Annotated in this window: 13 protein-coding genes; 9 read left to right on the forward strand and 4 right to left on the reverse strand. The window is 58.5% G+C overall.

Annotated elements, in window-relative coordinates; all coding sequences use genetic code 11:
• Positions 1–68: 68 nt before the first annotated feature.
• The 4 genes from LJ360_RS06405 to LJ360_RS06420 form a co-directional block, all read right to left on the reverse strand.
• The gene (locus LJ360_RS06405) at positions 69–2,303 is read right to left on the reverse strand and encodes a DUF1631 domain-containing protein (RefSeq protein WP_091849184.1); all 2,235 of its coding nucleotides are present in this window, start codon (positions 2,301–2,303) and stop codon (positions 69–71) included.
• Between the two features lie 231 nt (positions 2,304–2,534).
• Positions 2,535–3,137, reverse strand: coding sequence for a Yip1 family protein (locus LJ360_RS06410; protein ID WP_091849183.1), 603 nt, complete (start codon positions 3,135–3,137; stop codon positions 2,535–2,537).
• Between the two features lie 185 nt (positions 3,138–3,322).
• Positions 3,323–4,612, reverse strand: a complete 1,290-nt coding sequence (locus LJ360_RS06415) for an HlyC/CorC family transporter (RefSeq protein WP_264995623.1) — start codon at positions 4,610–4,612, stop codon at positions 3,323–3,325.
• A gap of 58 nt (positions 4,613–4,670) precedes the next feature.
• Positions 4,671–5,477: an inner membrane protein YpjD gene (locus LJ360_RS06420; protein WP_264995624.1), complete on the reverse strand. Its 807-nt coding sequence runs from the start codon at positions 5,475–5,477 to the stop codon at positions 4,671–4,673.
• A gap of 245 nt (positions 5,478–5,722) precedes the next feature.
• Here LJ360_RS06420 and ffh point away from each other — a divergent pair, with 245 nt between their 5' ends.
• From ffh to thrC, 9 genes are all read left to right on the forward strand, one after another.
• Positions 5,723–7,105 carry a signal recognition particle protein gene (ffh, locus tag LJ360_RS06425; protein ID WP_091849357.1) on the forward strand — a complete coding sequence of 461 codons (1,383 nt, stop codon included), beginning with the start codon at positions 5,723–5,725 and terminating at the stop codon, positions 7,103–7,105.
• A gap of 143 nt (positions 7,106–7,248) precedes the next feature.
• Positions 7,249–7,491: a 30S ribosomal protein S16 gene (gene rpsP, locus LJ360_RS06430; protein WP_091849180.1), complete on the forward strand. Its 243-nt coding sequence runs from the start codon at positions 7,249–7,251 to the stop codon at positions 7,489–7,491.
• 21 nt (positions 7,492–7,512) lie between these two features.
• Positions 7,513–8,040, forward strand: a complete 528-nt coding sequence (gene rimM, locus LJ360_RS06435; RefSeq protein WP_264995626.1) for a ribosome maturation factor RimM — start codon at positions 7,513–7,515, stop codon at positions 8,038–8,040.
• A 2-nt stretch (positions 8,041–8,042) separates the two neighbouring features.
• A complete protein-coding gene (gene trmD / locus LJ360_RS06440; protein WP_091849176.1) occupies positions 8,043–8,789 on the forward strand; it encodes a tRNA (guanosine(37)-N1)-methyltransferase TrmD in 747 nt (248 codons plus the stop codon).
• A gap of 40 nt (positions 8,790–8,829) precedes the next feature.
• On the forward strand, positions 8,830–9,186 hold the full coding sequence (rplS, locus tag LJ360_RS06445) for a 50S ribosomal protein L19 (RefSeq protein WP_264995628.1): 357 nt from the start codon (positions 8,830–8,832) through the stop codon (positions 9,184–9,186).
• A gap of 123 nt (positions 9,187–9,309) precedes the next feature.
• Complete coding sequence (gene xerD, locus LJ360_RS06450; protein ID WP_264995629.1) at positions 9,310–10,251, forward strand: site-specific tyrosine recombinase XerD; 942 nt, start codon at positions 9,310–9,312, stop codon at positions 10,249–10,251.
• Positions 10,252–10,369: 118 nt separating this feature from the next.
• Positions 10,370–11,131 carry a thioredoxin fold domain-containing protein gene (locus LJ360_RS06455; protein ID WP_264995631.1) on the forward strand — a complete coding sequence of 254 codons (762 nt, stop codon included), beginning with the start codon at positions 10,370–10,372 and terminating at the stop codon, positions 11,129–11,131.
• 98 nt (positions 11,132–11,229) lie between these two features.
• Positions 11,230–12,531: a homoserine dehydrogenase gene (locus tag LJ360_RS06460; RefSeq protein WP_264995632.1), complete on the forward strand. Its 1,302-nt coding sequence runs from the start codon at positions 11,230–11,232 to the stop codon at positions 12,529–12,531.
• A gap of 11 nt (positions 12,532–12,542) precedes the next feature.
• On the forward strand, positions 12,543–13,943 hold the full coding sequence (gene thrC / locus LJ360_RS06465) for a threonine synthase (protein WP_264995633.1): 1,401 nt from the start codon (positions 12,543–12,545) through the stop codon (positions 13,941–13,943).
• Positions 13,944–13,981 lie beyond the last annotated feature (38 nt).

Below are 13,981 nucleotides of genomic sequence, written 5' to 3' on the forward strand. Positions count from 1 at the left end.
AGGCGGGTCTTTGCAATCAAAATAAAAAAGCGCCCCACCGGGCGCTTTTTTAATGGCTGGCAGGTCGGTCAGGCCTGTTTGCGCAAGCTGCCAACAACCGCATCCAGGGCCCGGTCAATCAGGGCGCCCTGTTCGAGAATGGTGAGGCGGCCGCGGTGCATCTCGTGGGCCAGGTCGATACGGGTTTTCTCAATCACTTTGAGTCCCATTCGGTTAACGAACACAAAGCAGTCTGCTTCATCGATAACCGCGGACAGCTTGCAGCGGAAGCTGGAGCCATTCACCAGGCGGAACTCCACCCACTGCCCGATAGTGATGGCGTCAATTTTCGGCAGGAACTCGGCGATACCCGCATCCAGGGGCTCCTCAGTATCCTCGACAGCTTCCTCGGGCGGCGGTACCACCGGCTCCGGCTGGCCAGCCTCCCGTGCTTCGGCCAGGGCCAGGTTGCGGAAGGCCTCGGTGAGCTCGTGCTTGAGCTTCGCCATCATATCGTCCAGGCGGGATGAGTTGTAGGATACCTCTTCCAGCCCCGCACGAAGGGCCTTGAGCAGCCGCGGCACCACCCGCACCCACTGATCCCGCTCATCATCGTCCAGGTGAGGATGCAGGCACCACACCAGGTCATCGACTACCCGAACCGATTGCTCCCAGCGGTGCTCCACATCGTCCCTCAGATACGCCAGGAACATGACGCGACTCCAGCCGTTCATCAGGATGTCGTGGATGGCCGGCGGCACCGGGCGGCGCTCAAGCTTCTCCCGCAGAGTGCGGTCAACCGTCTCCTGGGCCTTCTGGGATTTGATGCGGCCCCGTTCGGACTCCCGTGTGCGCTGTTCTACCAGGGAGGCCTTGCGGTTTTCCCGGGTCAGGAACTGGTCAAATTCGTCGCCGAGGGTTTCGAACAGGGTAACATCGCCGTCAAAATCCTCGAGAATCCTCGCCACAATGTTGTGGATCTGCTCGTAGAGCTTGTCTCGGGACTTCTCGTCTGCGTTGCTCCAGCCGATACCGGCTCGCGCCAGCGAGTTGAGTAATTTCCTGGCGGGATGGTTGGCGCGGCTGAAAAACGACTTGTCCTTGATGACGACCTTGAGAATCGGGATTTGCAGGCGACTGATGAGTACCTGGATGGGGGCTGAGAGGTTGTAATCATCGAGAATGAATTCGAACAGCATGGAGACGAGGTTGATCAGGTCCTCGTCCATTTCCTGCAGGGCAGGTTGCTTACCATCCTCGGTCTGCCGGGATTCCAGGATGTGTTCAACCAGGTCCCTCAGGTCGACGGTAACGGGTTCACCGGCACTGAGGTTATTCTGCGGGACGCTCTGTCCCGTAGTATTGGCCGATGCCTGGGAGAGCATCTGGAGCAGCTCGGTCCCGCCTACAATATGGATCTCTGTACCACCGTGGCCAGCGCCGTAATGGCTGGCGCTATAGCTGCGATGGCCTCGCTGTTCAGCCAGTAACTGGCGGATTTGCTGGAACAGGGCGTCGTCTTCCCTGACCTGGTAGTTGCCCGCGGTTTCGGCCGCCTGACCGCGGCCCTGAGTGGTTGGGTCGGTAGCGGTTGTGTCCGTGTGCTCCTGGCGGGTCTTGCCCTGGTAGCGGAAATTAGGCACCACGCCAGCCTGTACGAGGATCCGGTTTGCCTCGTCCATCAACATGCCAAGGTTGGCTATCACGTAGCGATCGAACTGCTTGAGTACGATGAGCCGTTCCCGGATCTGGATCTCGAATGCGCCTGCAGCGTTGGCAAAGGCCCGGCAAATGTAATCGGGCAACATCGGATTGACGGGACGCTCCTCCGACGCTGTCGGATATATCACGGTAAAGCGGGTCTGGAGTTGCAGGAGGGGGCCCTGAAAATAGGCCCGGGCCTTGGAAATCATCGCACTGAGGGCGACCTGTTCTTCCAGTTCATCGTCCTGTACCAGCGAGAGGCTGTCGGCAGATGTGGAGTCCTGCTGTCGCGGTTGGTCCTGGGAATTCTGGTCCGCATCGGCCAGTGGCGGATGATCAAAGAGGGCGCCAACGGAGTGCTGGAACTGCTTCTCCACACCTTTGCGCTTGATGCGGATTTCCCGCATCGCCTCGAAATAGCGGTTTTGCTCGTTGTTGCTGCGGGCGTTATTGGCAAGCTCGAAGAGGGAGTCATCCACGGCATCGAATGCGCCCTGCAGAAGGTCGCCTAACCCTGCTACCACGGTATCCCGAATCCGGGACACTTCCGGAGGAACGGTAACCGGCCCTCCTGCACTGGGTCTGTCGTGCAGGTAATGTATGCCGGATTGTCTGTTCATGGCTGACTCCTGATACGCCTCAACCGGATACGTTACCGAGCTTACTCTGAGATCGTTAGTTATCTGCGTAATCTATCGCAAAATATACCGAGGTTACACGATTAATTATTAGTAACAATATGGCCCTGTCCCGAAAAGCGATATAAGCATTTTCTTGGACAGGCTTATTGCGCAGAGAGGCCGGCCCTTTCGGGCCGGCCTCTCGGTCCTGCTGGCGCATTACCGTCAGGCTCAGCTGACGTACTGGGGGCCAATGCCCATGCTCCAGATCACCACGCTGATGGCGAGCAGGCCTACGAACATTACCAGGCCCACTGTCAGCACTGACGAGGCAAACATGAAGCCACGCTCTTCCGGGATCTTCATCAGGATTGGCAAGCCTTGATAGAGAAGATAGACCGCATAGGCGATGGCCGCAATGCCGACCGCCATGTTCACCCAGATGTTGGGATATACGGCTATAACGCCGAGCAGGAAGATGGGTGTGGCGGTATAGGCCGCGAGGGTTACGCCCCGGGGAGTGGTTTCCTTGACGTCGTAGGTGGCCGCAAAGAAGTCGATGAACTTGCCGATGATGTAGATGCCCGCAAGCATTGCGAAATAGGCCAGGGCGCAGAGCTGGAGTGCGCTGCCCATTGTCAGTTTTATGACCTGGCTGCCTCCAACCTGCCAGCCGACCTGGGTGGTTCCGTAGAATGCGGCTGCCGCTGGAATAAGGGCCAATAGCAAAATATGGCCAAAATAGAGCTTCGAAACAGATTCAGATTCATTACGAATAGCTTCCCACTCTTCGTCAGGATGAGTGAGCAGACCTACGGTATGTGAAAGGCTCATGGACCTTCTCCTCTTATTGTTGTCGGGCAACCTGCAGTGGCTGAGGCAAACCTTCGCCCTGCAAGTTGCTTGCGCGTCAATCTGTCGCACAGATTCAGTTTTGGGTAGAGGAGCTATGACGGTCAAGGAATCGTTTAAATCATGATCTTGTTAAAAGTCAATTATTAGAACGTTTGAATATATCATCAGGTGGCGCGTTTGCGGATGAAGGATTTCTTCCTTGGCATGGGGTGCACGATGGCGGCCTTGACTACGTTGTCCTTGATCTGCAGTACTTCGGCCCGGTGGCCGTGGATGACCAGGCAAACATTGGTTTCCGGGATGGACTCCAGGGTCTCGGTGATCAGTCCGTTAAGGGTTTTGGGGCCGTCGGTGGGAAGCTTCCAGTTCAGGTTCTTGTTGATGGTGCGCACTGCAGCACTGCCGTCAATGATGAAGGTGCCGTCGTCCTGGGGGATTATGTCCGGACTGGTTTCCGAGTAGTCCGTCGTGAAATCACCGACAATCTCTTCCAGGATATCTTCCAGGGTGGCGATGCCGAGTACGTCACCGTATTCGTCCACTACGATGCCGAAACGACGCCTCGCCTTCTGGAAATTGATCAGCTGGGTGTTTAGCGGGGTGCTCTCGGGAATGAAGTAGGGTTCCCGGGAAAGCTGCATCAGCATGGCCTTGTTGACGTTGTCCTGCATCAGCAGGCGGGATACGTTACGCAGGTGCAGCACGCCCTGAATGTTGTTGATGTCGCCCTTGTAGATGGGCAGGCGGGTATGCTGGCTGGTGCGTAGCTGTCGCAGGATGGTTTCGATGTCATCTTCCAGGTCAACGCCCACGATTTCATTGCGGGGCACGATAATGTCGTTCACCGTGACCTTTTCCAGGTCAAGGATGCTGACCAGCATATCCTTGTGCTTCGAGGGGATGAGGGCCCCGGCCTCGTTTACCAGGGTGCGCAGCTCCTCCCGCGACAGGTGTTCAGAGTTGGCGTCATCAGGAGACACTCTGAGCATCCGCAGGATGAGGCCGGTAAACAGGTTAACGGCCCAGACCACCGGATAAAGGATCTTCAGCAGGGGGCCGAGCACGTGGCTGGCAGGGAAGGCGATCTTTTCGGGGAAAAGAGCGGCCAGGGTCTTCGGTGTTACCTCGGCGAAAATCAGGATTACGATGGTCAGGGCTATCGTGGCAATGGCAATGCCGGCATCTCCCCAAAGGCGGATCGCAATAACCGTGGCAATGGATGAGGCCAGGATGTTGACAAAGTTATTGCCGATCAGGATGACCCCGATCAACTGGTCGGTACGCTGCAGCAGGGACTGTGCCCGGCGCGCACCACGATGGCCGGTCTTGGCCATGTGCTTGAGGCGGTACCGGTTGAGGGACATCATCCCGGTTTCGGAGCTGGAAAAAAAAGCCGATAGAACGATCAGGCCAGCAAGCAGGAAGAACAGCGCCGTTAGCGATGCCTCGTTCAAGAGAGGAGGTCCTTGTGTTGCGTACGAAGGGGAAAAATAGGGTCCGGCAAGCCGGGTGTCAACCTGCCCGGTGGAAGACCAGCTCGAGCACGAACTTGCTGCCGTAATAGGCGAGGGCCAAAAGGGCGCAGCCGGCAAGGGTCCAGCGGCTTGCCGTGATGCCTCGCCAGCCCTGGGTCTGGCGCCCGATCAGCAGGGCGGCAAAAACCGCCAGTGAAATAAGGGAGAATACGGTTTTGTGGGCCAGGTCCTGGGCGAACAGGTCACTGACAAAGATTGCGCCGGTGACAATAGCCAGTACCAGCAGGATCACGCCGGCCCACACCAGCTCGAACAGCAACGACTCCATGGTTTGAAGGGGTGGCAGGTTACGGACCAGCGGGCTGTTGTAGTTTTGCTTGAGTTGGCGGTTCTGAAAGTAGAGTAACAATGCCTGACCCGCTGCCAGCGCAAACAGGCTGTAGGCGGTGACCGAGAGCGCAATGTGGGACAGAATGCCCCAATCATCCCGCTGGATAAAACGGGGTGGTGCGTGGGTCAGCAGCGCGAAAACCACCGTGATGCAGGCCAATGGATAAACCCCGAGAAACAGGCCATCGAGGGGCTTTCGCAGGTTCATGATTAGCAGCAGTGCAACCATCAGCCAGGAGATCAATAGCGAGCTCTGGAAAAAACCAAGGTTCAGGGCACCGTCCTGAAACAGGGTGCGCCACACCAGCAGGCCGTGGGCAACCAGGCCCAGGGCGCCGATGACGGTAAGGATGTTCTTGTTGACGCTGATGCGACCCCTGAAGCCAAGCGCCTGGAGGGCAGTGCCAATGCTATAGAGGAACAGGGTGGTTACAGCGAGAATCAGCGTTCCCATGGCATTCCTGGTTGGTGGTTATGTGATAGGGTCCGGGCTTTCGGGTTTCGGCATACCGAAATGACCGGGCTGGTCGTTTCAGCGCGTTAGTCTGGTTATAATGTCGTGATTGTGCAACCGGAATCAACCGGTTTGCGTGCGGCGTCATGTCCCGGCACAACTACACGGAATTGCCCGGTCACCAGTGTCCGGCAAACAGGGCGCTGCCGTTTCAGCGATTCATTCTCAGGGCTACGGATACCACCATGTTTGAAAACCTGACAGACCGACTCTCGGGGAGTCTCAGGAAAATTTCCGGCCAGGCCAGGCTGACCGATGACAATATAAAGGAAACCCTGCGGGAAGTTCGCATGGCCCTGCTTGAGGCCGACGTTGCCCTGCCAGTGGTCAAATCCTTTGTTGAGGGGGTTCGGCAGCGGGCTCTTGGGCAGGAGGTCCAGCGCAGCCTGACTCCGGGCCAGGTGTTTGTGAAAGTGGTCCAGCAGGAGCTGGAGCATGTAATGGGGTCCGGTGATGAAAAGCTGAACCTCGCCGTGCGCCCGCCCGCCGTCATCATGATGGCAGGCCTGCAGGGTGCCGGTAAGACCACTACCGTTGCCAAGCTGGCGCGCCTGCTGAGGGAGCGTGAGAAGAAGTCCGTAATGGTGGTCAGTGCCGACATCTATCGGCCCGCCGCTATCCGTCAGCTGGAAACCCTCGCCGGCGAAGTTGGTGTGGACTTCTTCCCCAGCTCGGCAGACCAGGACCCGGTTGCCATCGCCGAGGGTGCCATTGACGCGGCCCGCAAGAAGCATGTGGATGTGGTCATTCTGGATACTGCCGGCCGGCTCCACGTTGATGAGCAGATGATGGGTGAGATTGGCCGCCTCCATAAGGCAGTCAACCCGGCGGAAACGCTGTTCGTGGTGGACGCCATGACCGGCCAGGATGCCGCCAATACCGCCAAGGCCTTCAGTGACGCCCTGCCGCTCACCGGTGTGGTGCTTACCAAGACGGATGGCGACGCCCGCGGTGGTGCCGCCCTGTCTGTGCGCCATATTACCGGTAAGCCCATCAAGTTTATGGGTGTGGGTGAGAAATCTGACGCCCTGGAGCCATTCCATCCTGATCGGGTGGCGTCGCGGATCCTCGGTATGGGGGATGTGCTCTCCCTTATTGAGGAGGCCGAGCGCAAGCTGGACAAGCAAAAGGCAGAAAAGCTCACCAAGAAGATCAAGAAGGGTAAGGGCTTTGATCTCGAGGACTTCCGCGACCAGCTTCAGCAGATGAAGAATATGGGTGGTATGGCCGGTTTGCTGGACAAGCTGCCGGGCATGGGGCAAATGGCCCAGATGGCCCAGAGCCAGGTCAACGACAAGACCTTCGGTCAGATGGAAGCCATCATTTGTTCCATGACGCCGAAAGAGCGTCGTTACCCGGATACCATCAATAATTCCCGCAAGCGCCGTATTGCGGCTGGCTCTGGCACCCAGATCCAGGACATCAATCGCCTGTTGAAGCAGCATAAGCAGATGCAGAAGATGATGAAGAAGTTCGGCAAGAAGGGCGGCATGCAGAACATGATGCGCGGAATGAAGGGTATGATGCCCCCTGGTGGAGGGGGTATGCCGCCATTTGGGCGTATGTAGAAATCGGGACGTGTTGCCTGTTTTCTTTACCGGGGAATTAGCATAGAATAGCGCCCCTTTCGAGTATGGGTCGACGTGCGGCTGCCAAGGCATACCGTACGCATCGTACAAAGTTCGTACAACTGAACAGGATATTGGTCGAAATGGTAACAATCCGTTTGGCTCGTGGCGGCGCCAAGAAGCGTCCTTTTTACCACTTGGCAGTAACCGACAGCCGTAACGCCCGTGATGGTCGTTTTATCGAGCGTGTAGGCTTCTTCAACCCGGTAGCTCGTGGTCAGGAAGAGCGTCTGCGTGTTGACCAGGAACGCGTGCAGTACTGGATCAACCAGGGTGCGCAGCCTTCCGAGCGTGTTGCACAGCTGCTGAAGGCTGCTGCCAAGTAAGCGTTTCACCGGGGACCTGGCATGACACAGCATCCACAGGAAACTGTGATCGGCCGGATTACCTCGGTTTTCGGGGTCAAGGGGTGGCTGAAAGTCTACTCCTACACAGACCCCGTGGACGGGATTCTAAACTACCGGCACTGGACACTGCTCCACGAAGGCAGGCGAATCCCGGCAGAGCTTGAAACCGGCCGGCGCCATGGCCCCGGCATTGTGGTGAAGCTCAAGGGTATTGATGACCGTGACCTGGCGCAGACCTACGGCGGGGCCGAAATACGGGTTCCGTTATCGGAACTGCCGCCGCTGCCGGAAGGTGAGTACTACTGGCATCAGCTGGAGGGACTCAGTGTGGTCACGACAGAGGGTGAGCGCCTTGGCAGGGTGCATCACCTTATGGAAACCGGTGCCAACGATGTCTTGGTTGTGCGGGCAGACGACGCCTCCATTGACCAGCGTGAGCGGCTGATTCCCTATCTTTCGGGCCAGGTGGTCACGGAAGTGGACCTGGCGGCTGACAAGCTCGTTGTCGACTGGGATCCGGAGTTCTGAGGGTGTGGATTGGCGCAGTCAGTCTGTTCCCGGAAATGTTTGGTGCGGTCACTGACTATGGCATTACTGGCAGGGCAGTTCGTGAAGGTCTGCTGACCTTTCACAGCTGGAACCCGCGGGAATTTACCCATGACCGGCATCGCACCGTGGACGACCGGCCATACGGCGGTGGCCCCGGCATGCTGATGAAAATCCAGCCCCTGCGGGATGCTATCCACGCCGCTCGCGAGGAGGCACCGGGGAACGCCTGTGTGGTTTACCTCTCACCCCAGGGTGAAAGGCTGGATCAGCAGGTGGTGGAGTCCCTGGCTTCACAGGACAGTCTGATCCTCGTGGCGGGTCGTTACGAGGGTGTGGACGAGCGCCTGATCTCGACGGAAGTCGATCGGGAAGTGTCGCTGGGAGACTTTGTTCTTTCCGGTGGCGAACTGGCGGCCATGGCCGTCATTGATGCGGTTACACGCCTCATCCCCGGAGCGCTGGGTCATGCGCAGTCAGCGGAGCAGGATTCCTTTGCTGACGGTCTGCTGGATTGTCCGCACTACACCCGGCCCGAAGTCTACGAGGGTCAGGTAGTGCCGGATGTGTTGTTAGGCGGTCACCACGAACAGATCCGGCGCTGGCGACTCAAAGAGTCGCTGAGGCGAACCCGGGAGCGACGCCCCGACCTGCTGGAGCAGCGGGTGCTGACGGACGAAGAGCGTGAGCTGCTGGACGAGATTTTAAACGAACCGGGTGCCTCTGATTGAATCAGGGCATTATGAGATTGGGTATCAGGAGCACATAACGATGAGTGGCAAGAACGACATCATCAGTCAGATTGAAACGGAGCAGATGAACCGGGAAATTCCCGAGTTTGCACCGGGTGACACCGTGGTTGTCCAGGTTCGCGTAACCGAGGGTAACCGTGAGCGTCTGCAGGCCTTTGAAGGCGTGGTTATCGGTAAGCGTAACCGTGGTATGAACTCTTCCTTCACCGTACGCAAGGTTTCCTACGGTGTTGGCGTTGAGCGTACATTCCAGACGTTCTCCAGGCTGATCGACAGCATCTCCGTGAAGCGTCGCGGTGACGTGCGTCAGGCCAAGCTCTACTACCTCCGTGAACTGTCCGGCAAGGCTGCGCGGATCAAGGAGAAGCTGGGCTGAGTATCAGCCTGGCGGGTATCACTGCGGGCAGGGTTGTATGCTGTTTGCAGGAGTGAAAAAGGGTGGCTTCGGCTGCCCTTTTTCATGTTTGGGGTTTGAGTGCGCCGTTTAGGGGGCTCCAGAATGGCAGAGCGAGGTCGCAGGCAAGCCCTTCGCGAAGACGATGAGCGTCTCATCCAGCGTTTTCTTGATGCGCTCTGGCTGGAGGACGGGCTGGGGGAGAAAACCCGATCCGCCTATGGCAGCGACCTGTGTCAGCTCTCGCGGTGGCTTGTTGAGCGTCCCGGTGCCCCTGCCTTGGACGGGGTAAGTCGCCAGCATCTGCTGGACTGGATATCCTCAGCGTTTGTTCAGGGGCGCAAGAATGCCACAGCGGCCAGGCGCCTGTCCGGCTTGCGCCGGTTCTATCGTTATCTCCTGAGGGAGCAGCTGATATCGGAAGATCCCACCCTGCGCATTGAAAGTCCACGCCTTGCTCGCCGATTACCAGATACCCTGACAGAGGCTGATGTCGAGGCCCTGCTCAACGAGCCGCTGAACGAAAAGGCACAGGACGAGCGACTGGAGCTGCGAGACCGGGCCATGCTTGAGATCCTTTACGGCTGCGGCCTGCGGGTGAGTGAACTGGTTTCCCTGCGGGTGGACCAGGTGAATCTGCGCCAGGGTGTTATCCGGGTTACCGGCAAGGGCGACAAGGAGCGACTGGTGCCGATGGGGGAGGAGGCAATCGACTGGCTGCTTCGGTATATGAATGAGGCTCGGGGTGACCTGTTGCGCGGAAAGGTCTCGGATGACCTGTTTCCCGGCAATCGGGGCAGCGCCATGAGCCGCCAGGCTTTCTGGTACCGCATTCGACACTATGCCGGCCGGGCCGGTATCAGCAATAAGCTGTCACCCCATACCCTGCGCCATGCATTCGCGACCCACCTGCTGAACCATGGCGCGGACCTGAGGGTGGTGCAGATGTTGCTGGGGCACGCCGACCTGTCGACAACCCAGATATATACCCATGTTGCCCGCCAGCGCCTGCAAGACCTGCATCAAACCCATCACCCCCGAGGCTGAACTTTTTCACTGCGGGTCAGTCACAAACCAGTCAGTGAGCAATTGCCCCCGGGGCAGGGCTTTGATCTACTGTGCGCCGAAACCTTAATCCATCCCTTTTGATAAAGCAGGGTTATCCATGAAGCAACTGTTATCCCGTTTCGTTCGTGGCGAGTCCACTGGCCTGGTAGCCGCCCTGGTGCTGAGCCTGTTTCTGGCGGCTCCCCAGGCAGTAGCGGAAACTCCGGAAGAAGCCATTACCAAGCGACTGAGCGAGGCGGTCCCGGGCCTTCGGGTCGATGCGGTGAAAGAGTCCGCCGTGCCTGGCCTGTATGAGGTGCGGACGAACAACCGTGACATGATCTACGCTACCGGGGATGGTGAGTACATCCTGGCCGGCGAGCTGCTGCAACTGACCGACCAGGGGGTTGTCAACGTCACTGAAAAGGCGCGTTCAGGGGAGCGTGCAGACACCATGGCGGCGTTTGGCGATGAGGGTCTGATTACCTATCCGGCCACTGGTGAACAGAAAGCCGAGATTGACGTATTCACCGATATTGACTGCCCATACTGCCGCAAACTCCACGACGAAATGGACCGACTCAACGAGCTGGGCATCACCGTGAATTACTATGCCTTTCCCCGTTCCGGCCCTGGTACGCCGTCCTTCACCAAGTATGAGTCAGTATGGTGCGCTGACAATCAGCTCGAAGCCATGAACAGGGCCAAGGCGGGAGAAAAGGTGTCGCAGGCCAGTTGTGATAACCCGGTGGCAGACCAGTATCAGCTGGGCCGCGAAGTGGGTGTAACCGGAACCCCTGCCATCCTGACAGAAGATGGCAACATGATTCGCGGCTACGTACCGGCAGACAAGCTGGCAGAGGGTCTCGGCCTGCTCTGAGCCCATGCCCGATATTGGCCGGGCGGTGCTGTTCTGAGCCCGGCTAATCGGTATACTAGTGCCCCACGATTATCATCCATCGGGCATTGAGGTGAAGCTTGAAAGAAGTCAGGGTCGGAATCTGCGGCTTGGGGACCGTCGGTGGCGGAACATTCAATGTGCTGGCCAGGAATGCCGGTCTGATCGCCGGCCGTGCTGGTTGCGCTATCCGCACGGTACGAGTGGCTACACGTACCTGGCGTGATGACATTGACCTTGGTGATATTCCATTCAGCACCGACATCATGGACGTGGTCAACGATCCCGATGTGGATGTGGTCGTGGAACTGATCGGCGGTTATGAAACAGCTCGTGAGCTGGTCCTCGCCGCCATTGCCAACGGCAAGCATGTGGTCACTGCGAACAAGGCGCTGATTGCCGTCCATGGCAATGAGATCTTTGAAGCGGCCGCCGAGGCTGGTGTTGCGGTTACCTATGAGGCTGGTGTGGCCGGTGGTATTCCGGTGATCAAGGCGATCCGTGAGGGCATGGCGGCCAACCGGATCGACTGGCTGGCAGGTATCATCAATGGTACCGGCAACTACATCCTGACCGAGATGCGCAAGGGACGTCCCTTCAACGAAGTGCTGCAGGAGGCCCAGGACCTGGGTTACGCGGAAGCTGATCCGACCTTCGACGTGGAGGGTGTCGACGCCGCCCACAAACTCACGATCATGGCTTCGGCCAGTTTCGGTGTGCCACTGCAGTTTGATCGCGCCTACACCGAAGGTATCTCCCGCCTGACTCCCTACGACATTGCCCATGCAGAGCTGCTGGGTTACCGGGTCAAGCACCTTGGTATCGCCCGCCGCCGTGAAGGTGGCATTGAACTTCGGGTCCATCCCACGCTGGTGCCCCAGAGCCACCTGATCGCCCAGGTAGATGGTGTCCTGAACGCCGTGCTGGTGGATGGTGATGCCGTGGGCCAGACCATGTACTACGGCCCGGGTGCCGGCGATGAAGCCACTGCCTCTGCCGTGATTGCTGACATTGTTGATGTGGCTCGAACCATCCAGGCTGGAGGCCAGGGGAGGGTACCCTATCTTGGCTTCGCACCGGAGGCCATTGAGGACCTGGAAGTGTTGCCCATGGAGTACACCCAGTCGGCTTACTACCTCCGTATCCAGGCCCTGGATCGTCCGGGTGTGCTGGCCAAGGTGGCGTCGATCCTCAGTGAACACGGCATCAATATTGAATCCATCATGCAGAAGGAATCCGAGGTCTACGATGGCCGGATTCCGGTGATCATCCTCACCCACACCGTACAGGAGCGCCAGGTCAACCAGGCCATCGAGGAGCTGGAAGCCCTGGACGAGGTGGATGACCAGGTTGTCCGCATCCGCGCAGAAAATTTCAACTGACAGGTAAGCACGTGAGATACATCAGTACACGGGGTGAAGCACCCGCGCTGGGCTTCGAGGACGTCCTGCTGACCGGCCTGGCCACTGACGGCGGGCTCTATGTGCCCGAGTCCCTTCCTCATTTCGGCCTCGAGGAAATTCGCAGCTGGCGGGGTTTGCCCTACAGCGAACTGGCATTCAACATCATGTACCCGTTTGTTGACGATGCAATTCCGGAGGAGGATTTCCGGAAAATGCTGGACGAAACCTACGGCGTGTTTACCCACAAGGCGGTAGCGCCGCTGGTTCAGCTGGATACCAATGAGTGGGTGCTGGAACTGTTCCGGGGGCCGACCCTGGCGTTCAAGGACTTCGCTCTTCAGCTGCTGGGCCGCTTGCTGGACTATGTGCTGGCGAAGCGTAATGAGCACGCGGTGATCATGGGTGCTACCTCCGGAGATACCGGTTCGGCGGCGATAGAGGGCTGTCGTCGCTGCGAGCATGTGGACATCTTCATTCTCCATCCGCACCAGCGGGTCTCGGAGGTGCAGCGCCGTCAGATGACGACGGTGCCGGGCGACAACATCCATAACCTGGCCATCGAGGGTAACTTCGACGACTGCCAGCGGATGGTGAAAGCCAGCTTTGGCGACCAGTCCTTCCTCGGCGGCAAGGCGAGACTGGCAGCAGTGAACTCCATCAACTGGGCGCGGATCATGGCCCAGATTGTGTACTACTTCCAGGCATCGCTGGCACTGGGCGGGCCGGATCGCTCCATGGCGTTTTCCGTTCCTACCGGTAACTTCGGGGATATTTTCGCGGGTTACCTGGCGAAGAAGATGGGGCTGCCCGTCTCCCAGCTGGTAATTGCCACCAATCGTAACGATATCCTGCATCGGTTCATGAGTGGTAATCGCTACGAGCAGCATCAGTTGGAGCACACCTTGTCTCCGAGTATGGACATCATGGTGTCCAGTAACTTCGAGCGCCTGCTGTTTGATCTTCACGGTCGTGATGGTGCGGCTGTGAAACTGCTGCTGGAAAACGCGGCCAAGGGGCCGGTCAGCATCGAGGACTACCGCTGGCGCCATGCCCGCAAGCTGTTTGACAGTGATGCGGTGGATGACAAGACCACCTGCGAGACAATTCGCCAGGTGTATGAAGAGAACGAGTACCTGCTGGATCCCCACACCGCCATCGGGGTCAAGGCAGCCCGTAGCTGTCGCCGCGACCCGGCCGTGCCCATGATCACCCTGGGCACCGCGCACCCGGCCAAGTTCCCGGATGCGATTGCCGAGGCCGGCCTGACAGTTAAGCCGCAGCTGCCCGCCCATATGGCGGATCTGTTCGAGCGGGAAGAGCGTTATACCGTGCTGGGCAACAACCTGACCGACGTTCAGGACTTCATGGCCAAGCACTGGAAACATGCCTGACCTGAGTCTTTGGGGCGCCCCTCCGGGCGCCCGGAGTT

It is taken from the genome of Marinobacter sp. AN1 (assembly GCF_026013985.1).
Taxonomy (GTDB): Bacteria; Pseudomonadota; Gammaproteobacteria; order Pseudomonadales; family Oleiphilaceae; genus Marinobacter; species Marinobacter segnicrescens.